The sequence below is a fragment of the Streptomyces cyslabdanicus genome, from assembly GCF_052663305.1.
This window is the reverse complement of sequence record NZ_JBQRUW010000065.1, coordinates 15819-37903: the sequence shown is the minus strand read 5'-3', so window position 1 is coordinate 37903 and position 22085 is coordinate 15819. Positions and strand designations below refer to the sequence as shown.

Genomic DNA, 22085 nt, shown 5'->3' with positions numbered 1-22085 from the left:
GTGAGGGACAGTCCGGTCCCGGTGAGGCCGGCCGTCCGCCAGACAGACGACGTCCTGTTCAAGATCAAGCCTGCCACGGTCTCTTTCGCCCGAGCGGCTGTCGCACACTCAAGATCGTGCTCCTGCCTCATCCGTATTGTCTGGAGCGGCTGTGTCGTACTGGCGGCTGGTGTCGTGGATTCCCCTTCCGCGCGCGAGGGTCCAGTGCAGGTCTCCCGAGTCTGGGCAGGCCTGCCATGACCTGAGCAGCCCGGTTGCTGCCAGTTGGTCAAGCAGGGTGGGCAGTTCCACGAGCGGGACGCCACAGGCGCGCGCCATCTGGTCGAACTCGCTCAGGCCGCTGCCTTCTTGCGGGTTGGCGTGTGCCGAGAGGTAGGCGCTCGCCAGTTGCGGCAACGGTCCGATTACCTTTGCTGTCGAGGAGGAGCTGACGCGCAGCGCCCAGTCCGCGGCACGCATCCGATCGGGGCGGGCCGGGGCTTGGCCTAGCAGCGCAGCGTCGAGTAGCTCGGCAACAACCTCGTTGGCCGCGTTACCGGGGATGATGCGCAGCCATCGCGCGTGCTCCAGCTCGCGCCACGGGTCCTGGACGGCGTTGAGGCGGAGGCTCCGCAGCACGCCATTGGGCAGCCGGACGTGCATTCTGATGTTCACGCGGAGCGCGCACTGCAGCGCGAGCAGGCGCGCGGCGGCCGAAGTGCCGGCTGGAAGGGCAGCGGCCAGGTAGCTGAGGATTTCACGTACCCGGGTCTGTTCGCCGGGCCCCTTGGGGCGGCGTCTGCGCCGCCGGGCGGTTGTCGGGTGCAGCGGTACGTGGGCGAGGACGGTGTCGGGCACTACGGCGGCCTGTGCTGTCGCTGCGGCGCAGGCGCTGCAGGCGTCGGCGAGCCGCCATAGTCGTCCGCCCCTTTCGCGTGCGAGGAGGAGGCGGATGGGGCCAGCGCAGCCGCGGTGGCGGGGGTGCCAGTGGCAGCCACGTTCATGACATTGGCAGATCCGTAGGTGCGAGGGGAGGAGGTTGCCGCGTGCGTGCCGTGCGAGGTGGGCGAGGGCGGTTGCGCGTGCGGACGCTGCGGTGATCTGCCCGCTGGCGTGCGGGCATTGCCGGCATACGAGAGCAAGCCCGCCGGCGTGCGGGCGCAGTTCCACGGTCCAGGCGCGTGGTGTCGTCGGACATGCTGGGCGCAGCCTCATGGGCGCGTGTTCCTCCTTGTCACGTCCGCGCCGGTCCCGTTCTTGGGTGGGGCGGCCGCTAACCGTAGTGCAGACCTCTGCCCTGTTGCGGGCGCTGTCACCTGGGAAAATAGGGCAGAGGTATGCACTGGCAGTGCAGGGGCCTGCACCGTCGGATGGACGGGTGACGATCTTGCCGCCCGATCCGGACCTCACTGCGCTGCGGTTCGAACTCGCGCGCCTGCGGGCCGCGCGCGGGTGGAGCCATGACGAGCTTGCCTCCCGCAGCGGCCTGGCCAGACGCACCGTCATCGAGATCGAGCAGGGCCGCACCATCGGCACGCTGAAGACCTGGCACGCCCTCGCTCACGCCCTGAACACCCCGCTCGACGAGCTCTTCAGCACCCTGTGTCGCGGGCACGACCTGCCCGGCCCGGCCCAGGACTGACTCCCTGCCCGAGCGCCTGTCGCAGATCACCCGAACCGGCGAGACCCTCTCGAACACGCAATCATGCATTCGCACTCCAGTCGCACCGTATGAGGCTGACCGGGCGATCCGGCATAGCTGCTGCCGCGGATCCAGCGTGTTGGCTGGCAGGTTCGTCCGCATGCGCTCCACACCTCCTCCCCCGGCCCGGCGCTGGGACGGAAGCCCTCTCGCCCACCGCGTGCGCCGTTCCCTGCACGTCTCCCCCGACGGCGTCAGCCGGCTGCTGCGCTGCGGCCAGGGCGACCGGTGCCGCGAGTGCGGCAACCGGATCGAGTGGTACCACCGCGGCACTCAGCGGCCCGTCCGCCTCCATCCGCACGAACTTCCGGCCGCCCAGGTGCCCGCCGTGTGCCGCTGGCACGTCAGCTCCGGTGTCGCCTACCCCGGTGGAGACGGCAGCAGCTGGTGCCGTCTGCCGCACGCCGCCGTCTGCCCCGCCCGCGACACTCCCCCGCCCCCTCCCGAGCTGATGGGGCTGCGTCGGTCGCTGGCCGTAAACACCCGTCGTCTGATCGACGCCAGCGCCTTCACTCCGTGCCCGGCCTCTCCGGGCAGCCCGGCCCAGCGAGGGGACGCGGCGGCCTGCCGCCCGGCCCGCCCCGTCGTGCAGCTGCTGTACGTGCGCTACCTCGCCGCCCGCCCGGTGGACGAGATCCAGTGCATCGCCCAGACCCGGCGCCGTCACCGCTGCACCAGCACTCTGCTCTCCCCCGAGACCCCGGCCGGCACCTGGAGGCTGGTCCCGGCCACCGCGACGAGCGGGCAGCTGGCCCTGCCCTCCGCGGTTATGGCCATCTACGACCTCAGCGCCACCCCGTACGCCGAGCAACTACGCTGGCGCACCCAACGCTGCCCGCAGCACGCCACCATCCCCACCGCCGCCGACCTGGCAGTGGCCGACTGGGAGCCCTTCGACCCCCTGGCCCACCACGAGCACATCCACAACCGCCTGCCCCGCACCCGACGCCCAGGCCCCACCGGCAGGACACGCGAGACAGCCCGCCCATGACGCCCTTCCACGCCCTCGAGCTCACCCCACCAAGGCCCGCCACCTGCACCGAGCTCGGCACGCCCGGGCAAGCGTCCGGCCGGCCGCGAACGCGGACCGTACCCGGCTGATGACGGTGCAGAGCGCGCAGCCCCGGCGGTGCCCTGCACGTGCCACGGCACCAACGGGGCACGCAGTTGCCGACCGGCATCCTGGCCACGCACTACCCCAACCGGCGCGGCCTGATCCTGCTCAACATCGCTCTCGGCCCCTTGAGCCGTTGCAGGCCCGGGCGGCGTCCGCAGGATGCGCTCAGCCGGTGCGTTGCCGGGGACCTTGCCCAGTATGAGCAGGAACGCGCTCGGCGCCCGGCGAACCGGCTCGAGAGCCTGCCCGCCCCCCCCACTGTCGAGGAAGTCCTGGTCTGCACGGTCCGAATCCTGCACAGCCGGCATCACCGCTGCATCCCGGCAGCGGCATCTGGGGCGCTGGGCCTTGCCGGGACGGCAGTCAACACCGCAGACCTCGCTCATCGCCCTTTCCCTCGTTCGATCTTTTTCTTCTCTTTCGCGGAGTTCTTGTTGCACACGCCTACCGACGAACAGGCGCACGCTGCCGACGCCTTCCGGGCCGGTCACCATCTCATCCTGCAGGCCGGCGCCGGGACGGGGAAGACCAGCACCCTCGGCCTCCTCGCGGCCGGAACCCACCGCCGCGGCCGCTACCTCGCTTTCAACAAGAGCATCGCCCAGGACGCCGCCGACCGCTTCCCCCGCACGGTGCTGTGCAAGACCGCCCACGCCACAGCCTTCGCCGCCGTCGGTCACCGCTACACCCGCCGCCTCAACAGCCCCCGCCAGCCCGCGTGGAAGACCGGCCAGGCGCTCGGCATCACGCGTCCGGTCCGCATCGGTGCTCACGAGATCGGCCCCCGCGCGCTCTCCCACACCGTGCTGCGCACCGTCACCCGCTACTGCTACTCCGCCGACCGCACCCTGACCGGCCACCATGTGCCACGACTGCGTGGCCTGGACACACCCGGCGACCATGCCCGACTTGCCGACGAGGTCATGCCGTTCGCAACCAAGGCCTGGGCCGACCTGCACAACCCCGACCAGGGGGCGGTCCGTTTCGAACACGACCACTATCTGAAAATGTGGGCCCTGACCGAGCCGAAGATCGAAGCGGACTTCCTCTTCCTCGACGAGGCCCAGGACACCAACCCGGTCCTGGAAGACGTCTTCGCCGCCCAGCGCAGCCACGCCCAGCTCGTCATGGTCGGCGACTCCGCCCAGGCCATCTACGGCTGGCGCGGCGCCCGGGACGTGATGACCGGCTTCGACGCCACGCCCCTCACCCTGACCCGCTCCTTCCGCTTCGGTCACCTGATCGCCGAAGAGGCCAACCGGTGGCTCACCCTCGCCGACGCCCCCATCCGCCTGACCGGCAGCGACACCATCCCCACCGACATCGGCAGCCTCGACCGGCCGGACGTAGTGCTGTGCCGCACCAACATCGGCGCCATGGCCGAAGTCATGCGCCTGCTCGCCGCCGGCCACCGCGTCGCCCTCACCCGAGGCGGCCAGCAGCTGGCCGCGCTCGCCCTCGCGGCCCGCGACCTCAAGGACGGCCGCCGCACCTCCCACCCCGAACTCGTACTCTTCGCCTCCTGGGGCGAACTGCAGGACTACGCCGCCCACGACCCCGCAGGACGCGACCTCCAGCCCTTCATCGACCTCGTCGACACCCACGGCCCAGACGCCATCCTCACCGCCGTCGACCAGCTCACCGATGAACAGCACGCCGACGTCACCGTCTCCACCCCGCCCAAGGACACCGACCAGCACGACGCCCAAGGACGCCCCATCCCGGAACCCGTCAGCGACACCGACGCCCGCCTCGCCTACGTCGCCGTCACCCGCGCCCGCCACCACCTCGACCTCGGCGGCCTCTCCTGGATCAACACCCACCCCCCCCTGCAGCGAGCGCGGGCTGAAGCCCGCACAACGGGTAGCGTCATGACCTGCGCGGGGCTAACGCCCGGCTCCCCGCCGAGCAGCAGGCCCACCGGCCAAAGGAGGCCACACGATGACATTCACGTCTGCGGAGCGAGAGGCGATCGCCGCCCACTCTGCTGCTCTGGGCCTTTCCGCTGATGAGTACATTCGTCAGACGGCAGCCGCCCGGGCCCTGTCCTGGCAACGCGAGCGGGAAACTTTCCACGCGATGGCACAGCGACGCGGCTGCACTGCCGACGAGCTCGTGCATCGCGGAACCCTCACCGACAACAGCCACTAACCAGCCCGCGTCCATAGCCGCCGGGGCAAGCTGCCACCCGAGAGGTGCGGCTCGTCCGACAACGCCACTGCCGGTGGCCGACCCGCCTGTTCAGCCCTATTCGCGTGCTCCGCCTTGCCCTCCGGCAGAAGGCACTGCTGACGGCCGCCCGGACCACACGAGTAAAACTCTCTATCGATAAAGTCGGCCTCGCAGGTCAGCAAGGGGCCATCCCCACGTAAGTAGGGGTCTATCCACGGCCGCACCACCGGCGGCGTCACCACCTGGTTCTTCCCCACGTGGGTGGGGGTCCTCCCTCAACGAACGCGGCCAACCGGCTGCTGAGCAGTCCCCACGGCTTCCCCTGCTGTCACGGCTCCACGCTACGAGGGGAGGCTCAGGGTGGCCCAGGCGGCGCACTGCAGTCGTCTGTCGGGGCGTCACGGCGGTCAGGACGGCTTGGTCAACCTCCTCGACGACGCTCTGCTCTCCCATCGCCTGGGCCAGGAGCACATCGTCGGCCCGCGCGAGGCGTTCCGTGCCACCGGCGGCACCCCGCCGCTGCCGCCCGTCGCGGCCTGGGCACCGGACCGGTTCAGACCGGCCGGCCCCGGCCTCTCCCCCGTCGACCTGGTGTAAGGACTTCTGCTGGCCCTGTTGTTATGGAGACATCCGAGGTTGGCGGGCTCTCGCGCTCGGTCGCTGGTTCTTTTGTGCGCGCCGGAGCGAGACCGGTCGGCACGCTGCGCGTGTATCGCCGCGCCTATTGGCCGAGCAGGACCTGGGTGATCGGTCCGCCGGTCACACCTGGCTCAAGCACGAGAGCTGGGGTGTAGCGGGGCCTCCCAGGGGTCGCGCCGTCCCACTCGTAGACGACGGTACGCAGCGTGTTGAGGTATCGCCCTACGAGTAGGGCCATCGTGTACGGGCCGTGGAAAGCGAGATGCACCTCCGCACGGCCGCTGCGTGCGGCCAGCGCTTTGATCTGTTGCGCGGCAGCCGCGCTGAGGCGTGCGGCCTCGCGCGGGTCGAGTCGGTCTTCGCCGACGACGGAGACTACGGCGGCCGCCGCGAAGCGGTCGCTGGACTCGTGCAGGAGCTGCTCGAAGGCGGTCCGATCTGGAGCGGCAGTCAGGCTGATGAAGATCGCGATGCGGTCGTGGCTGTCGCACGTATCCGCTTGTTCGAGGTCAACTGGTTGCGTATGAAGTTCGCTGGTCAGCGGGTCGTCACCAGCTTCTGTGGACGTCCACAGAGCGCCATGGGCATCGACCACCTCGACATTGCCGATCTTGGTCTCGGGCAGGGCGGCTCCCAAGGCCAGAGCTACCGACAGGTGAGCTCCGCCGGAGACGCGTACCGCTTTCGCATCGGCTGCGTACACGGCGTCGCTGATCAGGGGCAGCGTGGTCTGCAGGAGTGTGAGTCCCTCGCGCGAGGGCAGACGTCCGTCGCCGGCGGATCTGATGCGGATGTGCAGGTCGTCCTCGCCCGCGTCCATGGCGAAGGGTGCGGGGCGGGTCTGTACTCGGATCGTGAAGGCGCGGTTCTCGCTGCGGATGGCGGACTTTCGTTGTTCGACTCGGTGCATCAGCAGGTCCCGCACGATCTCGCTCTCGCCGGACGGCTGCAGCATGTTGCTTTGCTTCTTGTCGGCGAGGGTCCGAGAGGGAGCGAGTCTCAGGAGTCGGTCCGGTGCCTCGTAGTCGCACTGTGTATTGCTTCCCGCTCTGGCAATCTTATTCGCGATGCACAGGCTGAAGGCGGGGTCCTCGTCCAGTTGAAGCAGCCGAGGCAGCTCACGTTCTCGGATGATGTCGCTGTGGACGATCTCCGGTGTCACGACGAGCACGGCTGCTGAAAGCCCTGTGGTCAGGGCTTGTTCGAGGCGATCGGTCGTCGTGCCTGGGCGCAGGTCGGTACGGTCTCTCCACACGACGAGACCGGCGGCCCTGAGCAAGCTCTCGATCGAATCGGCCTGCGGGGAGCCATCCGACTGCCGGTAGGAGATGAACACCGCGCCGTCACGCCGAACCGCATCCCCCGAACGTGATCGGTGAGCGCATGTGACGGCCTTCGTGGTGCGCCGGTTCGTCGACCGCGGTCTCCTGGTCGACCTGAGCGCGAACCCGGACGGGGACGCTGCACCACCCCGACCAGGTCGACCAGGTCTGCCGCCGCGAGGACCTGGCGGACCTGGTCGCCGCCGACATCCCGCTCGGACCCGAGCGGGCTGCCACCCGGCTCCGAGTGCGCCGTGCCGACTTCGACCGCATGGTCCGGCTCGGATGGGTCCGCTCCCCGCAGTCGATCGAGGTCAGCTTCGGCACCAGCCGGGCCGGGCCGTCGACGTCACGCTCTGCACCACGGCCTCCGTCGACGCGGTCGTCGCCCATCCCGATGGGTTATCCACAGGCCCCAACGTGGTCGGCGGTTCCTCCGTGACAGTCGATCATCCGCCGGCGATCCCCACCGAGACCGGCGCGAGCGCGCCAACCAACCCTGCCCGTGCCAGCCCTCTCCAGCCCGTTCCCTGGCCAGTGGTGATGGTGGTCAGGGGTCCTTGGCGAACAGCCGACGTCAGTCGTCGGACTCCGGCGACGGGTTGTGGGCGCCCGACACGTCCTCCGACGCGAAGCTCTTGCCCTCGCCAGGGGACGGCTTCTTCCGTGACCCTGCCCGACTGCACACGGCCGGGCGACAGCACAGTTCCGGTCAGTTCCGCCGGTGGTGGAGCAGGGCGGCCCGTAGGTCGTGCTCGGTGATGTGGTCGGCGGGGCGGTGGAGTGTCCAGCGGTGGGCCTCGCCGTCCATGGGGAGCACGGTGACGACGGTTTCCAGTGGTGGGTGGCCGGGCTCGGTGTACGTGAATTGGCGGATGACGACGGCGGTGTCGTCGTCAAGGCCGAGTATGGCGCGCACGGTGTCCCTCAGTGTGCGCAGGCGTGGGCTCAGACCGGCGGTTGCTGGTCGCGGTTGCGGTGGCATGGGGGAGATCTCCTTGGTTCGTCACTTTGGTGGTGTGCGGGTGGTGGCCTGGTCCCGGACAGGTGCCTTGAGGGGAGGCCGGGCAGCGCGGTGTTGTCCGGTCACGATTGCCTGCCGGATGGCGAGGAGCAGCAGCGTGGCAGTTTCGGCCAGGATGCTGAGCAGGGCCTGCGGGGCGGGCCGCAGGCCGTGTTCGGTGAATCCGAAGACGCCCACGGTGCGGGAGGCGGCGAAGCCGCCGAGGGCGCCCAGCGCCACCCCCGCGGCGGCGAGCCTGACCAGTGGAGGCATCCCGATCAGCAGCAGTGCGGCGACCGCGAAGGAGACACTCGCCTGGAGCAGGAACAGGGGGCCCACGATATGGATGAAGCGGTACTCGTCGATGTAGAGGCGGGCGTGGATGTATCCGCTCCCGGCGAGCGTGGCGGCGATCGCGACTCGCAGGGCCGGGGCGAGGAGTCTTCCGAGGGTCATGTCAGCCTCTCGTCCTTGATCGCCAGGTTTCGGTCGCCCTGCCGGTAGCCCACGGTGCGGATGCCGAGTGCGTCCTTGAGCTGCCGGGCGGGTACGACCTGGGGAGTCGGGGCGGGGGCCCGGCCGGGCTTGGGCAGCGGGTAGGCCGTGGTGGTGGCGGAGTGGAAGGTGATGTTGCCGTCCGTCTTGGTGAACAGCTGGTGGACATGCCCGTTGAGGCAGGTGACGGAGGAGAAGCGGCGCAGGAGCGCGATGACGCGCAAGGCGTCGTCCGTGCTCCAGCCCCACTGCGGGTACATGGCGAACAGGGGGATGTGGCTGAAGACCACGATGGGTGTGTCCGGCGGCAGTCCCGTGAGGTCCCTGCGGACGAAGTCGATCTGCTCGTTGCCGAGATGGCCGAGCTTCTCCAGGCTCAGGGTGTTGACCAGGGCGATGAAGTGCACGCCGTGGGTGTCGAAGCTGTACCAGCCGTCGCCGAGTGTGCCGTTGCCGAAGGTCTGCCGGTAGGCGCGGCCCGCGTCGCCTATGGAGTCGTGCTCGCCGGGCACGGTGAAGACGCGGTCGGTCCGCATCCCCGTCATCATCTGCCTGACCTGGTCGAACTGCGAGGACGTGGACAGGTGGGTCAGATCGCCGCTATGCATGACGAAGTCGGGTCGGAAACCCAGTGAGTTGACCTGGCGGATCGCTTCGGAGAAGGAGCCGGCCACGTCCATGTTCGCCGGACCCTGAAAGCCGATGTGGCTGTCGGAGACCTGCACGAACCGCAGTGTGCCGCTCGTCGTCGTGCCGGCTCCCGCGGCCGCGGTTCCGGCGGTGGTCCCGGCGATGCCGCGGCTGTCGGCGATGTGGCTGATCACTTCTCCGCCGGCCACGGTCAGCACCACGGCCCCGCCGAACCACCCTGCGTGCCGGAGGAGTTGGCGTCGGGACATGCCGTGTTCGTCGGGTACGGGCGGTTCGTTGCCACCGATCGGTGATCCCTGGTGAGGGTCGTGGTACTCGGTCATCGGGTCACCTCCACGGTGGCGGTCATGAACGGATGGATGGTGCAGAGGTAGTGGTAGGTGCCGGGCTGTGTGAACCGGTGGCTGTACGTGGCGTGAGTGGCCAGGGCGGCCGAATGCAGCGGGCCGCCCGATCCGGCGCTGGTGACGGTGTGGGCGTCGGTGTCCTGGTTGGTCCAGGTCACCGTGGTGCCCGCTTTGACCTTCAGCGTGGCCGGGGCGAACGCGAAGTTCTTGATCGCCACGGCGCTCCCGGCCACCGGCGCGGTCGGCTTACTGGTGCTCGGAGGGCTCATGGGCATGGTCATGCTGGGCATGGGTGAGGCGCCGGGAGCGGAGCCCGCCGCGTGTCCCGGTCCGGAGGCGCCGGGCATGCCGGCCGTCTGGTGCTGACCCTGTCCCGGTGTAATGGCACCGGCATGGGGGGACGAGGAGTGCGACGACTGGCCGCATGCGCTCAGGAGCCCCAGTGCGGCGACGGTGGCGACGGCAAGCCCAGCCGCAGCGCGTGATCGCCGGCCTGGTGTACGAAGGTGCGGGTACATGCTGTTCGTTCCTCACGATCAGGTTGAGATGGGCAGTGCGCCGGCCGAGTGCGCAGACGAAGCGAAGTCGCAGGCGGCATACGGCAGTTCCCCGTCTGCGGGCCGAGAATGGCTTGGGCGTGGGCGAGAGATGCCGCGTATGTCGGCTCTTGTCTGACTCCACGGGTGGCGGGGGTCGTACGGTTCGGTCGATTCGCAGCTTTTATGACACTTTCTTCAGGTCACCGCAGATCGATCAGCCCTCCGGCGCCCCGCGCGCGGTCCTGGCAGTACTCACAGAGGGTGACCATTTCGATACGGAGCATCACAAGGCAAGCCAGTAAATACGCGCAATGATCGCCTTATGCCCTGGAGTTCCCGAAAACGTGACCCAAGGACCGATCCGGATCGCTCCGCGGACCGTGTCTCTGGTAAAGGGACGCTTTCGGACACGGACGAGGAACTGCTGCGCACCCTGTACGCCGAGCACGCGGGCCCCCTGCTCCACTACGTGCTTCGACTGACCTCAGGAGACCGGCAATGGGCGGAGGAGATGTCGTGCAGGAGACGTTGCTGCGAGCGTGGCAGCATCCCGCCGCCTTCGACCCCGCACGAGGCCCGGCCCGGGCATGGCTGTGCACGGTCGCTCGGCACCTGGTTGTCGACGCCCGCCGGCCTCGGCAGGCCAGGCCTGCCGAGGCCGGCGGCGAGGCACTGGAGCGGGCCGCCGAGCAGACACCGGGAGAGGACGAGATTGAGCAGGCACTGCAGAGCTGTGCAGTTGCCGACGCCTTCCGGACGCTGTCCCCGGACCACCGCGCGGTCCTGCTGGAGACCTACTACCGGGGCCGGACCATGGCGGAGGCCGCCGATGTGCTGGGCATTCCGCTGGGCACCGTGAAGTCACGGACGTACTACGCCCTGCACGCCCTCAGGCTGGCGCTGCTGGAGCGGGGCATCGAGTCATGACCATGCGATGCAGGAGGTGGCGACCATGAGTGCCGAGCACGACGCCCTCCGGCTGGCGCTGGGAGGATACGTCCTGGGCGCGCTGCCCCCGACGGAGATGGAACAGGTGCGCGACCACCTCGCAGGATGCGCCGAGTGCCAGGCGGAACACACGCAGCTGGCGCGACTGCCCGCACTGCTGGCGACGGTGACCGCGGCCGAAGCCGCAGGCCAGACGATGTCGGCTGCCGACGGAGACCTGGCCGATCGGCTGGTGGCGCGGGCAACTGAGAGCACGCAGGGCTCTCCGCCCGCGCGGCCCGCCGCGGCCGGGGCGCCGCATGCACGCGAGGCGGGGGTACTGGAGAGGCTGCTGCAGCAGGCCGCGGCCCGGCGCCGCAAGACGTGGCGGCTGCAACTGGCGGGCGCCGCCGCCTCCCTGATGCTCCTCGCGGGTGCGGTCGGCGGCACCTGGCTGGCGACCACCGGGTCCGTGGTCAGTGAGGCGACGCCGCCCGGACCGACCACCCCGGCTCCGTCGCGCACCTTCTCCGGAAGCGATCCCACCACCAACGTCTCCGCCTCGGTGAAGGTCTCGCCCTCTGCCTGGGGCAGCGTCCTGCAGGTCTCCGCCAAGGGGGCGCCTGCCGGGATCACCTGCCGGCTGCAGGCGGTCGGACCCGGCGGGGCCAGGGCGGACGGCGCCACCTGGCGGGCGGGCGAGTACCCTCCCGGCACCACGATCCCAGGGGCGGTTGCCATGTCTCCGGGTGCCATCGAGCACTTCGAGATCGTCGCCGGCAACGGTCAGAAGCTGGTCACCATGCGGGCGTGAGATCGCCAGGAGTCCGCCCGACCCCGCGTCAGGCGGGCTCCTGGCACACCGGACCACGGTCGTTTACAAGACTCCGGCCCGCTCCCCTCCTGCGCTCGCCGAACCAGTGGGACCGGTCGCCCTCGCCGCCGATTCCCGCGAAGAAGGCCAGCCCCTGGCCGACTTGACGCGTAAGTGCCCAGCCCGGGGCGTGCAAGTCCCCCGATCACCGGCCACCCGACGACCGGTGTCCTCGGCTCCCCTGACCGAGGCGAACGAGTCAGCCTTCCACCGACCTTGACCTGACCCACAGGAAGTGGAGCAAAAGGTGTGAATTGCTCGAACCGTTCGGCATGCGTCGTCCGTGGAACTGAATGAACACTCCGATGCAGGATCCGGCATACCGACCCCTCTTCGAATGCCTTGGCAGTCTCCACGTTCCGGTCTCCGCACATCCACAGAAGAGTCAGAAGACCATGTTCGTAACCGATTCCCCCCGCCCGAGCCCACCGCTCTCCCGGCGTTGTCGCCACGAGGCACTGCTCACCCTGCCCGCGCAGGAGGCACACGTCTCCGCCGCTCGTCACCTCGCGGCCGATCTGCTGGAGACCTGGTGTGTTCCCAAGAGCGAGCGCGAGTCCGCCGTTCTCATCGTCGACGAACTCGCAGCCAACGCCGCCCAGTACGGCCGCGAGCACATGACCCTGCGGCTCGTCCTCGACCACGGCACCCTGAACATCGTGGTCAGTGACTCCGGAACGGCCGTGGAGCGCCATCGCCCCGACATCGCCCCGGACGAGCACGGCCGCGGCACCGGCATCGTCCAGCACCTCGCACAGTCGACCGAGGTCCACCAGACACGCAGCGGCCGCGAAGTCCGCGCCTGCCTGAGGTGCTCGCCATGACCCGGCCGGACGTTCGGCACGAGGAGCTGCGACCCCCTGCCGGTGCTGGCACTGCAGCACAGCGACGAGTCACCAGGGGCGGCAGCGCCGGGTCACCCGACGCCCCCACCGAGTGGCCTTCGCCACCCACAGGCTGTGCCCCATCGACGGCTGCCCGGGCCCGGCCCAGGTTCCCATGCGGTCCGCGGCACACCCATCGACCCTCGATCACGGCGACCCCGACCACGACACGGTGCTGTGTCAACGCTGCGGCGCCGGCCCCTACGAACCGGCGGAGGTGTGAGGGTGAACGCCACCCCGAACAGCGGCGAGGGCATCAGCGCCCCGCCCCCGCACGAGGCGTACGCGAATGCGCCAAACCTGCGCCGCGAGATGCACCGAGTGCTCGCTCTCGGGGCCGAACGCGACGGCCGCGAGGCCAGGCCCGTCACCGGCCCCCCGGTCGACGCGACGGCCGCCGAACGCGCCTGGCGGCTACGCCGGGCGGTCCTCATGGACCGGATGGCCCTGGATAACCCCGGCCCCGGCCCGGTCGCAGCCGCCGCAGAAACCGCCGAGCAACTCCTCCTGCACGACCGCCGCCATCCCAACCTGGTGGCCGGCCCGCTCCACCCCGACGCGATCACGCTCGCCCCCAGCCGCCGCCTCTACGTCCGCCAGGAGTACGCCGCCTGGACGGCCGCCGGGCGCCCTGCAACCTGAACCGCCCCCGACCCGATAGGAAGACGGACACATGACCCGCAAGGACAACACCCGGCACGCCCCCGCAGCAGCCGGCCAACTCCACTCGCCTCGCCTTCCACGCCCGACAGCCACGCGTGCGCACCGCGCCAGTCTGCAACAGGAACGGTCACTCCAGGGAAAACCGATGAACGCACCGTGGTCGAACGCGAAGACCCATCGGCTGTTCCAGGTACCCGAACGTGGTTGCTCCCAGGGGCAGCGACTGAGCCTCCATCGGGCCCAAACGCCCCCGCACACTCCGCGGGCCAGGCAGCCGGCGCAGGTGGCCATGCAGGTCACAGGCGGACCTCGACGGCGATACGCGCATTTGACCGGCCCCCGGCCGCCAGCCTCGATCTTGCATGAGGGTCCGTCAGCAAGCTGACGGACCCTCATGCAAGATCGAGGTTAAGGAGCAGCCGACCGCCGAGGAGACCGCGGCACAGATCAAGAACCTATCCGACCTCGCGGCCTACAGTGGCACGTTGAAGCGCGTGGTCAAGGTGCTGTCCGTCCTCACGAATCGGCCAATCTGAGGCGTGTTCGTGCTCCGAATGCGCGCACAGGCCCGCTGGGGAACTACTTCCATGCGACGGCCACGACGACTGCGGCCGCCGTGAACGTCCCAACGGCGTAGAAGGCCCACGCCTGCTTGTTGCGCATGCCCACCAGCGCCGCCACCGCTACCAGGACGTCCAGGGCCAGTTTCACCCCCATCTTCGCGTTGTCCACTGGAAGGTCCAGGGACGTCCGGGTCCATATGAGTCCCGCACCGGTGACCAGCTGAACGACCGCACTGATCGGCATGTAGCTGCCGGTCACCGGGTCCTTCCCTCTCAGCTGGTAGAAAAGGCCGCCCATGATCGCAGCAAACCCGAAGAGGTGGAAGACGAGGAACACGTACCGAAGAATCTCCATGGCGGTGATCGTTCCATAGGATCAACGCAAGTTGACCAGCTCTTGCACGAAAGCTCGACCACGTCCGCACCACCCTCGCGACCGCCACCGCCATGGTCGACGATCTCAACGAGTGGCACGAGCTGCGACCGGGCGGGCGCCTTCCTCAAGGAACGGGTCGGTTCGGCAGTCGCCGCCAGCGGCATGAACGCCGATGCGCAGACGCATTTCCGCCACCCTTCCTCGCCCCGCTTCGGCAGAGCCTTGCCGGCGAGGGGCCTGCGGCTATCGAATCCGGCCACCACTGGAGCGTGGCGATCGGCGAGACTCTGACACGGCGGCTATGGCAGCCTGCGGACATGTCAGAGCTGCGTGTTCATGCAGGCCGTCACTACGCCCTCCAGTTCCACTACGCCTTGCCGGACGATGCCTGGTGTGTGGAGCTGAGCGAGGCCGTCCCGGCGCCAGCCTCGTGGGCTGAGGTTCCCAACGCAGAGACACACCTGCCGGGAACTGCCTTCCTGGTGGCCGTGATGTCCGACGAGGATCCTGGCCTGGAGCCGACCGTTCACATCCACAGCTACGACGAGCACGTCATCCCCTACGAGATCATCCGCTGGTTCATGGAGCAGGTGGCCGAACAGGTCGAACGCTGCCGCATCGCGTTCGAGCGGAGAGAACCCGAAGCAGTGAAATGATCACGGAGTGACCGGTGTGATCACGGCGTCAGAGCCTTCCTGGATAACCCCGTTCAGCGGACTGAGCCCACGGCAGTTCGGCAAGCTGATCACCGCGCTGCGGCGCGAGGGCGTAGACCCGGTTCGCAAGGGCCGGCCGTGGAGCCTGCCGTTGGAAGACCGGGTGCTTCTGGTTGCCGCGTACTGGCGGACCAACCTGACGTGGACGGCTCCCTGGTCCCCACCCGCGACCACACCGTCGCCGAGCAGTCGAAGAACTACCGGTACTCCACCAACCACCAGGTCGTCATCAACGCCGACACCCGGCTCGTCGTCGCCGTCGGCCGGCCCCTGCCCGGCAACCGCGACGACTGCAAGGCGTGGGAGCTGTCCGGCGCGAAGGACGCCGTCGGCCGCACCACGGTCATCGCCGACGGCGGCTACCGCGGCACCGGCCTGGTCATCCCCCACTGCCGCGAACCCGGTCAGACCGAACTTGCGGCCTGGAAAGAAGAACACCACCGCTCCCACCGAAGGGTCCGCGCCCGCGTCGAGCACACCTTCGCCCGCATGAAGACCTGGAAGATCCTCCGCGACTGCCGCCTGAAAGGCAACGGTGTCCACCACGCCATGCTCGGCATCGCCCGCCTGCACAACCTCACCCTCGCCGGGTGACCGGGAAACGACGCTGGTCATGCATGGCGTAGATCATTTACGGGACAGCACTTAGTGATCGTTAACGGATTTGTCAGATGCGGGTCCAGATGCCCGCGCTTCCGGAAAAGGGAAAGCTCATGTGGAGTGCTCAGGACGTGGCGCGGGATCAGGTCCGGCGTCAGGCGAGTGGCCTGGACGTCGCTGCCGTTGCGGAGAAGATCGCGGAGGCCGCTGTCCGTGAGCGGGAAACCGCGGAGCAGTTGAGGGGGAACGGTTCCTTCTACGAGTTCGAGATGGATCGGGAGCGGCTGGCTGCCATCTGGCTGGCCAAGCATGCTGAGTGGCGGCGCGTCAGGGACTTGATGACTGCGGTCGGTTGGAGCGTGTACGAGCCGGAACGGGATGCTCAGGGCTCGGTGTGGGCTCGCGAGCGTGAGGAACGGTTTGCTGGTGCTCTTGCGCCACAGGCCGCCTTCGGGGAACGGCGGCGGGAGGGAGCGGATGAGTTGCGAGCGGAGGTCTGGCTGTCCGCCGCGTCCAGTCGGCTGATCCAGGTGATGGCGGACCGGGCGGGGCTGCGCCCCTCTCAGGTCCTGGCCCAGCTTGCCGAGCGGATCGTCGTGGGTGAGGACGGCACGGTGTCCGTCCCGCCCTTCACGCCGTCCCTGTGATTTCCGAAGCGAGGGGATGAGAAGGCAGAGGAGGAGTGCGGGGATGCTGGGTATTCAGCTTCGGGAACACCAGGTGGCCCAGAAAGCGAGTTTCCGTAAGTGGGTGGGCACGCACCGGTCAGCGGCGGCAGCCCTACGAGGCTCGCCGCCTTCTCGGGCAGCAGCTCAACCGTGCACACCCGGGCGTCGATCCCGCCCCCACTGAGGCGTGCTGAGGTGACGCCAGGAATGCCGCAGGTCTCGCCAACGTCGGCACCCTCTGAGGCCGTAGGGATTTCGTCAAGTCGCCAGCTGCGAGGGTGCCTTGGGCGGTCCACCGGCGATCACCAGTAGTGACGTCGTCCGCCGACAGCGTGTCCGAGTGCTCCGAGGACCCACAGGATGGCACCGATCACCAGCAGCACGATCCCGATGGTCCACAGGATGGAGATGCCGAACACGAAACCGAGGATGAGGAGGATGACTCCGAGCGCAATCACCGGGGCCTCCGATCTTCCAGGAGGAGGAGTAATACCGTCCATATGCCCGGTTACTTATGATGTAGGCCCATCTCGCGCGGAACCCGCGGACCGCCCACGCCTGGCCTGCTGGCGGCGCCCTGCTCCCATCGGTTCACCCTCGTGCGTACGGGGCAGAAGGCCTCAGGCATGACCGTGATGACGTGCGTGGCGCTGCCCTGGGCACCTTGGGGTGGTGGCGTTCGCCGTTGCCGCCACGGTTGCGCGCTTCGCCGGGGCGCGGGTCGTGCAGGGTGCGACCGCCGGGGAGCTGCGGGTCGCCCTGGTCGTCGGCGACGTCATGGGCACTTCCATGGCCTCGGCCGCGGTCACGGGCCGGCTGCGTGTCGCCGCACGTGCACTGGGCAAAACCGCCCTCCGGCCGGCAGAGGCCTGGAGCATCGGCTGGCGGTGTGAGGTGTCGGCCAGAGATCTCACACCAACGGGTGAAGGACCCGCACAGGGCGATCTGCCGGTTGAGATGCGGATTCCTGGCCATCGGGTCGCGGGAAGCGCCGGAACGCGGCCAACGCGCCCTGTGGAGCGGGATACTGGTGTCTTCCGACGACGGGGCGACCAGGGGGCGCATCAGTGAAATCTACGGGAAGGACGGGGCGTTGGAGTGGGGGCGGCGGGCGGGGCGCTCGGCATGCGGTCGTCGTGGGCGGAAGCCTTGCGGGGCTGCTCGCGGCGCAGGTCCTCGCCGAGCACGCCGACCGGGTGACCGTCGTGGAGCGCGACCGGTTCCCGGACGGCACGATGGCGCGGCCCGGTGTACCGCAGGGCCGGCATCCGCATGTCCTGCTGGAGGGTGGGCAGGTGGCCCTGGAGTCGCTGCTGCCGGGCTTCCTGGCACAGCTGCGGGCGGCGGGTGCGCCCCGTGTGGGCATGCCGTCGGACATGGTGCAGAGGCAGGACGGGCGCTGGTTCCGGCGGCTGCCCGCGACGACGCACATCTACACGGGTTCCCGCGCGCAACTGGAGGAACTGGTGCGACGGCGCGTCCTCGCCGATCCGGTGATCAGCGTGGTGGAGGGGGCCGATGCCGTCGGGCTCCTCGGTGACGCCTCGCGCGTGCGGGGCGTGCTGCTGCAGGACCGCTCCGGCGATGCCCGAGGGGAGCAACGGGCCCTCGAGGCCGACCTGGTCGTCGATGCCTCCGGCAGGGGCACGAAGGCCCGGCAGTGGCTCACGGCGATCGGGGCCGAGTCCCCACACGAGGAGACCATCGACACAGGTCTCGCGTACGCCTCCCGCGTCTACCGCGGCAGGAGCGGCGTCCTCGACGGCGACACTTGCGGCTACTACGTCTACCCCAGTCCCGCCCAGGTCCACGGCGGTGGTGCGCTGCCCTTGGAGGACGGCACCCACCTGGTCGTCGTCTCGGGGCTGCGCGGTGACGAGCCGCCCACGGGCGACGACGAGTTCGTGACGTACGCCAAGAAGCGGCTGCCGCATCCGCTCCTGCACCAGTGGCTGGACGAGGCCGAACCTCTCTCACCGGCGTTCGGCCATCGTCGGACCTCGAACATTCGCCGCCGCTACGATCTGCCCGGCCGTCGCCCTGCCGGATTCCTCGCCACCGGCGACGCTCTGTGCGCGTTCAACCCGATCTACGGGCAGGGCATGGCCGTCGCCGCGATGAGCGCCCTCGCCCTGCGTGACGCACTGGCCGATCCGCGCCGGACCCCCACGACGCGGCGCGTGCAGCGGGCACTGCTCGCCGCGTCCCGGCAGGCGTGGGACATCTCCGCCGGAGCGGACCGCAACATGCCGGGCGCGGTGGGCACTGCGGCAGCCGCCGGAGCTGCGGACCGCGTCGCCGACTGGTACTTGCAGCGCGTCCTGGAGCGCTACCCCGGCGACCCTGTAGTCGGGCCCGCCTTCCGCTCCGTACTGACCCTCCGCACGCCCGTCGCCGCCCTGTTCACCCCGCCCGTGGCCCGGGCCGTCCTCCTCCGCCCGCCCGCCCCGACGCCCACCGAGCCGCCGACGGCACCAGAGGAACCGGGAATCTGAGCGAAGCCGGCCGCTGACGGCAACCAGCCGATACACAGCTCGGTGCCGATCAGCAGCAGGCCACCGTCATTGACCGGACCACGCTGCGCGATCTTCGACACATGGTGAAGAACATGGAGCGGGGTGTGGCCCGCCGAACCAGCCCCTCGCCGGGACGACGGCCAGTGGATCACCTCCCCGGTACCGTCGGACGGCACGGTGACGGACCGTCCGAAACGTGCCCGGTGCCAACCGGCGACCACCGTCGAAGTCGACGACGGCGCCGCCCGTCGCCGATGCCGGCTCTACCCACCCCCGAAAGCCTGCGCTGCCGGCCCGGCCTGGGGTGTTTGGTGTCAGGCGAGGTCCCGGCGGCGGCCCACCGGGACCGTGAGCAGGTACAGCGGCGGCAGGAGCGCGGCTGTGCACACCGTCCACAGGGCCGCGTGCGTCCCCGCGTAGGTGGCGAGCAGGCCGGCGATGAGGGCGCCGAGCGGTTGGGCGCCCCAGGAGACGAAGCGGACGGTGGCCATGACACGGGAGAGGAGCTCAGGCGGGGACTCGGCCTGGCGGTGGGTGCGGGTGGTGATCGACCCGATGACGACGCCGAAGGCGAAGCCGGCGTTGCCCAGGGCGAACCAGTACGTGTTGGCTGCGGACGTGGTCAGCGGGGCCAGCAGGGCGGCAGTACCGCCGGCCAGCGCGGTCCCGACGAGTCCCCGGGCGGTGCCGAACCGTCGGGTCAGTCGGACCGCCACGGCGGATCCGGCGAGCGCGCCGATTCCGTCCGTGGCGAGCACGAGGCCGAGTTGTACGGGCGTCAGTCCGGCCTCACGGACCAGGTAGAGGGGCGTGAGGGCGACCAGGGCGGCGCAGACGAAGTTGGTGGCGGTGGCCCAGAGCATGCAGGGCAGCATCACTGGGTGCCGTGTCACGTACGTCCAGCCCTCGCGGATCAGCCGGAGGGCGCCGTCGCCGGTGCGGGAGGCGGGACGGCGCTCGGGCAGGGTACGCAGCAGCACGGCGGAGAGCAGGTAGCTGGCCGCGTCCACGAGGAGCGCGCCGACCGGGCCCGCGGCGTGCACGAGGAGGCCGCCCCCGGAGGGCCCTGCGGTCTCGGTGACGGCGTGTGTGCCGGACATCAGGCTGTTGCGGGCGGCGAGTTGTCGGTTCGGGACGATGGCGGGCAGAAAGGTCGAGTTGCCGATGTCGAAGAGTACGGTCGCGGCGCCGGTGACCAGAGCGGCGAGCAACAGGTGCGGGTAGCTGAGCCGGTCGAGCCACCAGGCGAGCGGGAGGGATCCGACGGCGACGAACCGTACGAGATCGAGGGTGACCTGGAGGCGGCGGAGCGGGACGCGCTGGGCGATCACTCCGGCCGGGAGGCTGAGCAGCAGCCAGGAGATCTGTCCGGCGGCGGCGAGCAGGGCGGCCTGGAGGGCGGTGGCGTCGAGGACGGTGAGGGCGACCAGGGGGAGGGCGAGGGCGGTGACGGCGGTGCCCGCGTTGCTGACGGTGGCGGCGGTCCAGTAGCGCCAGAAGACGACCGGGGGCGAGGTCGCGTGGTGGGTGCTGCGGCGATCGTGCTCCGGGACCGTCGGTGTCTCGCTCATGCGACGCCCACCCTCCAGTGAGTCTCTCATGGGAACTTACCTGGTTGCGATTGAGTTCCTATCGGGAACTGACCGCATGGCGCAAGATGGTTTCGAAGACGGGACGTTGTATCCGGAAGACGGGAGACCCATGGTCAGGTCGGTGCCCGAGCGGGACGCCGCGTGTGCGATCGCGCAGGCGGCGGCGGTGGTCGGCGATTGGTGGAGCCTGCTCCTGGTGCGGGAGACCGCACGCGGGCACCACCGGTTCGACGCGCTCCAGGAGGAGTTGGGAATCTCCCGCAAGGTGCTGACCGAGCGCCTTGCGCACCTGGTGGAGGCGGACGTCCTGGAGAAGGTTCCGTATCACACCGGCCCGGTGCGCTACGAGTACCGGCTGACGGAGAGCGGGCGGGGGCTGCTGCCCGTGCTGCTCTCGATGCAGGACTGGGCGGACCGCTGGCTGCTCGGCAACGGCTCGCTGAGCGGCACGGCCGACGAGGAGAGTGCCGAGGCGCGGCGGGTGGCGGGCCTGTTGGGCGAGCGGCTGCCGCGCCTCGAGTTGCCGGGGCACTGGGACGGTGAGCCGCTGGACCCGGTGGCCGAGGCTGCGGCCACCGTCCTGTTCTGCTACCCGGCAACCGGTCGCCCGGGCCCGTTGCCGGACGACTGGGCCGACATCCCGGGTGCCATCGGCTGCACGCTGGAGAACCGGCTGTTCCGGGACGCGTACGACGACTTCCGCGCGGCGGGCGCCGAGGTGCGCGGCGTGAGTACGCAACGCCCGGATGAGCAGCGGGTGTTCGCGGTCGAGGAGGGCATCCCCTTCGTTCTGCTCTCAGACGTCGACCTGCGCCTCGCCGCCGCTCTGCGGCTGCCGGTGTTCCGCGCCGGGCAGGCACTGCGGCTGAAGCGGGCGGTACTGGTGGTGGACCGCAACCGCGTGGTGCGCCAGGCGCGCTTCCCGGTGACGGACATCCCGGGGGCAGTGCGCGAGGCGCTGGCGGTGGTACGGCGGGTGGCGGCGGGGAGCTGACGGGCGCGGGCGCGGCGACGGCACATCGCCCACCTTTCCCGGGCCAACGGGGGTGAATCAGATCGGTCTTGACCAGGCCGGTCCTCGACCTGGTGGGCGCGGGCGAGAGGCTCCCGGGCCGCCGATCCTGTGCCTGCCGCACGGCCGGTGGCCCTCTGGTCTCTCCCGCGGACGGCTTGCCGGATCAGCGGCTGACCCGTTCCGGGTGATGTCGCCCGCGGCGGTACGGGGATTCGACACCGATCTCGCCCCACGGCCCGCCACGAACGCCGAGCTCAGGATGTGCCCTCGGCCTCGGCGCCGTTGTCGCTCCCGGCCGTTTCGTCCCGTGTCATGCCGAGGAAGCGCCGGACGGCTTCGACCGGCATGTCGAGTCCCTCGGACGCGGACTGCTCGTCGCCGAAGACCTGCACTGCCTCAGTGACCGCCACGGCCAGTTCGACCTCCGCCTTGCGGACCTTGGCCTCGGCCTTGTCCACGGTGTCGACCACCGCCAACTGACGGCGCTGCCTCTCCTGAAGTCTCTGTTTACGGGAAGGGGTTTTGTCAGGGTTCTGCACAGTCATGACCAAGATCATAATCAGTTGGGTGCACGCCCATGAAATCGGCAACTCACCGGCATTACCGGGGCGTTCACGGCTCGAAGGCTCAGCACCGGCGGCCCCGTGAAGCTGTTGCCCAAGGCAGGTGCGGTGCCGGGGCGTCGTCACTCGGTCCGGGCTCGCGGGCTGTTCGGGGTGCGGCTG

The 22085-nt window shown here is 69.8% G+C and carries 22 protein-coding genes and 3 pseudogenes; 15 read left to right on the top strand and 10 right to left on the bottom strand.

Annotation, left to right across the window (positions count from 1 at the left end; translation table 11 throughout):
• Window positions 1-108 precede the first annotated feature (108 nt).
• A complete protein-coding gene (locus ACTYVM_RS33015; RefSeq protein WP_445529499.1) occupies window positions 109-837 on the bottom strand; it encodes a hypothetical protein in 729 nt (242 codons plus the stop codon).
• Between the two features lie 520 nt (window positions 838-1357).
• Here ACTYVM_RS33015 and ACTYVM_RS33010 point away from each other — a divergent pair.
• The 4 genes from ACTYVM_RS33010 (at window position 1358) to ACTYVM_RS32995 (ending at window position 5567) form a co-directional block, all read left to right on the top strand.
• On the top strand, window positions 1358-1621 hold the full coding sequence (locus ACTYVM_RS33010; protein WP_445529498.1) for a helix-turn-helix transcriptional regulator: 264 nt from the start codon (window positions 1358-1360) through the stop codon (window positions 1619-1621).
• 160 nt (window positions 1622-1781) lie between these two features.
• Window positions 1782-2672, top strand: a complete 891-nt coding sequence (locus tag ACTYVM_RS33005; protein ID WP_445529497.1) for a DUF6083 domain-containing protein — start codon at window positions 1782-1784, stop codon at window positions 2670-2672.
• A gap of 560 nt (window positions 2673-3232) precedes the next feature.
• Window positions 3233-4807 carry a UvrD-helicase domain-containing protein gene (locus ACTYVM_RS33000; protein ID WP_445529496.1) on the top strand — a complete coding sequence of 525 codons (1575 nt, stop codon included), beginning with the start codon at window positions 3233-3235 and terminating at the stop codon, window positions 4805-4807.
• Window positions 4808-5387: 580 nt separating this feature from the next.
• Window positions 5388-5567 carry a hypothetical protein gene (locus ACTYVM_RS32995; protein ID WP_364515454.1) on the top strand — a complete coding sequence of 60 codons (180 nt, stop codon included), beginning with the start codon at window positions 5388-5390 and terminating at the stop codon, window positions 5565-5567.
• 124 nt (window positions 5568-5691) lie between these two features.
• On the opposite strand, the gene ACTYVM_RS32990 is transcribed toward ACTYVM_RS32995, so the two are convergent.
• The gene (locus ACTYVM_RS32990) at window positions 5692-6945 is read right to left on the bottom strand and encodes an SAVED domain-containing protein (RefSeq protein WP_445529495.1); all 1254 of its coding nucleotides are present in this window, start codon (window positions 6943-6945) and stop codon (window positions 5692-5694) included.
• A 43-nt stretch (window positions 6946-6988) separates the two neighbouring features.
• On the opposite strand from ACTYVM_RS32990, the pseudogene ACTYVM_RS32985 reads away from it, so the two are divergent.
• Window positions 6989-7330: pseudogene (locus ACTYVM_RS32985) on the top strand (hypothetical protein); the annotation flags it as partial.
• A gap of 313 nt (window positions 7331-7643) precedes the next feature.
• On the opposite strand, the gene ACTYVM_RS32980 reads toward ACTYVM_RS32985, so the two are convergent.
• The 4 genes from ACTYVM_RS32980 to ACTYVM_RS32965 form a co-directional block, all read right to left on the bottom strand.
• Window positions 7644-7850, bottom strand: coding sequence for a hypothetical protein (locus tag ACTYVM_RS32980; protein ID WP_445529494.1), 207 nt, complete (start codon window positions 7848-7850; stop codon window positions 7644-7646).
• 87 nt (window positions 7851-7937) lie between these two features.
• Window positions 7938-8390 carry a hypothetical protein gene (locus ACTYVM_RS32975; RefSeq protein WP_445529493.1) on the bottom strand — a complete coding sequence of 151 codons (453 nt, stop codon included), beginning with the start codon at window positions 8388-8390 and terminating at the stop codon, window positions 7938-7940.
• Complete coding sequence (locus ACTYVM_RS32970) at window positions 8387-9403, bottom strand: metallophosphoesterase family protein (protein ID WP_445529492.1); 1017 nt, start codon at window positions 9401-9403, stop codon at window positions 8387-8389. Before ACTYVM_RS32970 ends, ACTYVM_RS32975 begins: the two co-directional genes overlap by 4 nt.
• Window positions 9400-9696: a plastocyanin/azurin family copper-binding protein gene (locus tag ACTYVM_RS32965; RefSeq protein WP_445529491.1), complete on the bottom strand. Its 297-nt coding sequence runs from the start codon at window positions 9694-9696 to the stop codon at window positions 9400-9402. Before ACTYVM_RS32965 ends, ACTYVM_RS32970 begins: the two co-directional genes overlap by 4 nt.
• A 694-nt stretch (window positions 9697-10390) precedes the next feature.
• On the opposite strand from ACTYVM_RS32965, the pseudogene ACTYVM_RS32960 reads away from it, so the two are divergent.
• The 4 genes and pseudogenes from ACTYVM_RS32960 to ACTYVM_RS32945 all read left to right on the top strand — a co-directional run bounded on the left by ACTYVM_RS32960 (window position 10391) and on the right by ACTYVM_RS32945 (window position 13293).
• A pseudogene (locus ACTYVM_RS32960) lies at window positions 10391-10893 on the top strand (sigma-70 family RNA polymerase sigma factor).
• A 25-nt stretch (window positions 10894-10918) separates the two neighbouring features.
• Window positions 10919-11707 carry an anti-sigma factor gene (locus ACTYVM_RS32955; protein ID WP_445529490.1) on the top strand — a complete coding sequence of 263 codons (789 nt, stop codon included), beginning with the start codon at window positions 10919-10921 and terminating at the stop codon, window positions 11705-11707.
• A 455-nt stretch (window positions 11708-12162) separates the two neighbouring features.
• Window positions 12163-12591, top strand: coding sequence for an ATP-binding protein (locus ACTYVM_RS32950; protein ID WP_400036336.1), 429 nt, complete (start codon window positions 12163-12165; stop codon window positions 12589-12591).
• A gap of 285 nt (window positions 12592-12876) precedes the next feature.
• The gene (locus ACTYVM_RS32945; RefSeq protein ID WP_445529489.1) at window positions 12877-13293 is read left to right on the top strand and encodes a hypothetical protein; all 417 of its coding nucleotides are present in this window, start codon (window positions 12877-12879) and stop codon (window positions 13291-13293) included.
• 600 nt (window positions 13294-13893) lie between these two features.
• Here ACTYVM_RS32945 and ACTYVM_RS32940 read toward each other — a convergent pair.
• Window positions 13894-14232, bottom strand: coding sequence for a hypothetical protein (locus ACTYVM_RS32940; RefSeq protein WP_376653126.1), 339 nt, complete (start codon window positions 14230-14232; stop codon window positions 13894-13896).
• 338 nt (window positions 14233-14570) lie between these two features.
• Here ACTYVM_RS32940 and ACTYVM_RS32935 point away from each other — a divergent pair, with 338 nt between their 5' ends.
• The 3 genes and pseudogenes from ACTYVM_RS32935 to ACTYVM_RS32925 all read left to right on the top strand — a co-directional run bounded on the left by ACTYVM_RS32935 (window position 14571) and on the right by ACTYVM_RS32925 (window position 16216).
• Window positions 14571-14909 carry a hypothetical protein gene (locus tag ACTYVM_RS32935; protein ID WP_445529488.1) on the top strand — a complete coding sequence of 113 codons (339 nt, stop codon included), beginning with the start codon at window positions 14571-14573 and terminating at the stop codon, window positions 14907-14909.
• A gap of 7 nt (window positions 14910-14916) precedes the next feature.
• Window positions 14917-15563: pseudogene (locus ACTYVM_RS32930) on the top strand (transposase).
• Between the two features lie 77 nt (window positions 15564-15640).
• Entirely contained in the window at window positions 15641-16216 is a 576-nt protein-coding gene (locus ACTYVM_RS32925; protein WP_445529487.1) for a hypothetical protein, read from the top strand.
• Window positions 16217-16539: 323 nt separating this feature from the next.
• On the opposite strand, the gene ACTYVM_RS32920 is transcribed toward ACTYVM_RS32925, so the two are convergent.
• Window positions 16540-16695, bottom strand: a complete 156-nt coding sequence (locus ACTYVM_RS32920; protein WP_400036327.1) for a DUF6131 family protein — start codon at window positions 16693-16695, stop codon at window positions 16540-16542.
• Window positions 16696-16906: 211 nt separating this feature from the next.
• Here ACTYVM_RS32920 and ACTYVM_RS32915 point away from each other — a divergent pair, with 211 nt between their 5' ends.
• Window positions 16907-17308 carry a SpoIIE family protein phosphatase gene (locus ACTYVM_RS32915; RefSeq protein ID WP_445529486.1) on the top strand — a complete coding sequence of 134 codons (402 nt, stop codon included), beginning with the start codon at window positions 16907-16909 and terminating at the stop codon, window positions 17306-17308.
• A gap of 65 nt (window positions 17309-17373) precedes the next feature.
• A complete protein-coding gene (locus ACTYVM_RS32910) occupies window positions 17374-18732 on the top strand; it encodes an FAD-dependent oxidoreductase (RefSeq protein WP_445529485.1) in 1359 nt (452 codons plus the stop codon).
• Between the two features lie 335 nt (window positions 18733-19067).
• Here ACTYVM_RS32910 and ACTYVM_RS32905 read toward each other — a convergent pair whose 3' ends face one another.
• Window positions 19068-20324, bottom strand: coding sequence for an MFS transporter (locus ACTYVM_RS32905; RefSeq protein ID WP_445529484.1), 1257 nt, complete (start codon window positions 20322-20324; stop codon window positions 19068-19070).
• A 130-nt stretch (window positions 20325-20454) separates the two neighbouring features.
• On the opposite strand from ACTYVM_RS32905, the gene ACTYVM_RS32900 reads away from it, so the two are divergent.
• A complete protein-coding gene (locus tag ACTYVM_RS32900; RefSeq protein WP_445529483.1) occupies window positions 20455-21339 on the top strand; it encodes a winged helix-turn-helix transcriptional regulator in 885 nt (294 codons plus the stop codon).
• 275 nt (window positions 21340-21614) lie between these two features.
• Here ACTYVM_RS32900 and ACTYVM_RS32895 read toward each other — a convergent pair whose 3' ends face one another.
• Window positions 21615-21905 (bottom strand): hypothetical protein, encoded by a 291-nt coding sequence (locus tag ACTYVM_RS32895; protein ID WP_445529482.1) that lies wholly within the window; start codon window positions 21903-21905, stop codon window positions 21615-21617.
• Window positions 21906-22085: the final 180 nt, after the last annotated feature.

Bases quoted from the DNA above. Each gene is read 5' to 3' on its own strand.
- ACTYVM_RS32940 (WP_376653126.1), bottom strand. From the start codon at position 14,232: ATGGAGATTCTTCGGTACGTGTTCCTCGTCTTCCACCTCTTCGGGTTT.
- ACTYVM_RS33005 (WP_445529497.1), top strand. From the start codon at position 1,782: ATGCGCTCCACACCTCCTCCCCCGGCCCGGCGCTGGGACGGAAGCCCT.
- ACTYVM_RS32975 (WP_445529493.1), bottom strand. From the start codon at position 8,390: ATGACCCTCGGAAGACTCCTCGCCCCGGCCCTGCGAGTCGCGATCGCC.
- ACTYVM_RS32905 (WP_445529484.1), bottom strand. From the start codon at position 20,324: ATGAGCGAGACACCGACGGTCCCGGAGCACGATCGCCGCAGCACCCAC.
- ACTYVM_RS32955 (WP_445529490.1), top strand. From the start codon at position 10,919: ATGAGTGCCGAGCACGACGCCCTCCGGCTGGCGCTGGGAGGATACGTC.
- ACTYVM_RS32895 (WP_445529482.1), bottom strand. From the start codon at position 21,905: ATGACTGTGCAGAACCCTGACAAAACCCCTTCCCGTAAACAGAGACTT.
- ACTYVM_RS32900 (WP_445529483.1), top strand. From the start codon at position 20,455: ATGGTCAGGTCGGTGCCCGAGCGGGACGCCGCGTGTGCGATCGCGCAG.
- ACTYVM_RS32925 (WP_445529487.1), top strand. From the start codon at position 15,641: ATGCGGGTCCAGATGCCCGCGCTTCCGGAAAAGGGAAAGCTCATGTGG.
- ACTYVM_RS32935 (WP_445529488.1), top strand. From the start codon at position 14,571: ATGTCAGAGCTGCGTGTTCATGCAGGCCGTCACTACGCCCTCCAGTTC.
- ACTYVM_RS32950 (WP_400036336.1), top strand. From the start codon at position 12,163: ATGTTCGTAACCGATTCCCCCCGCCCGAGCCCACCGCTCTCCCGGCGT.
- ACTYVM_RS32970 (WP_445529492.1), bottom strand. From the start codon at position 9,403: ATGACCGAGTACCACGACCCTCACCAGGGATCACCGATCGGTGGCAAC.
- ACTYVM_RS32965 (WP_445529491.1), bottom strand. From the start codon at position 9,696: ATGAGCCCTCCGAGCACCAGTAAGCCGACCGCGCCGGTGGCCGGGAGC.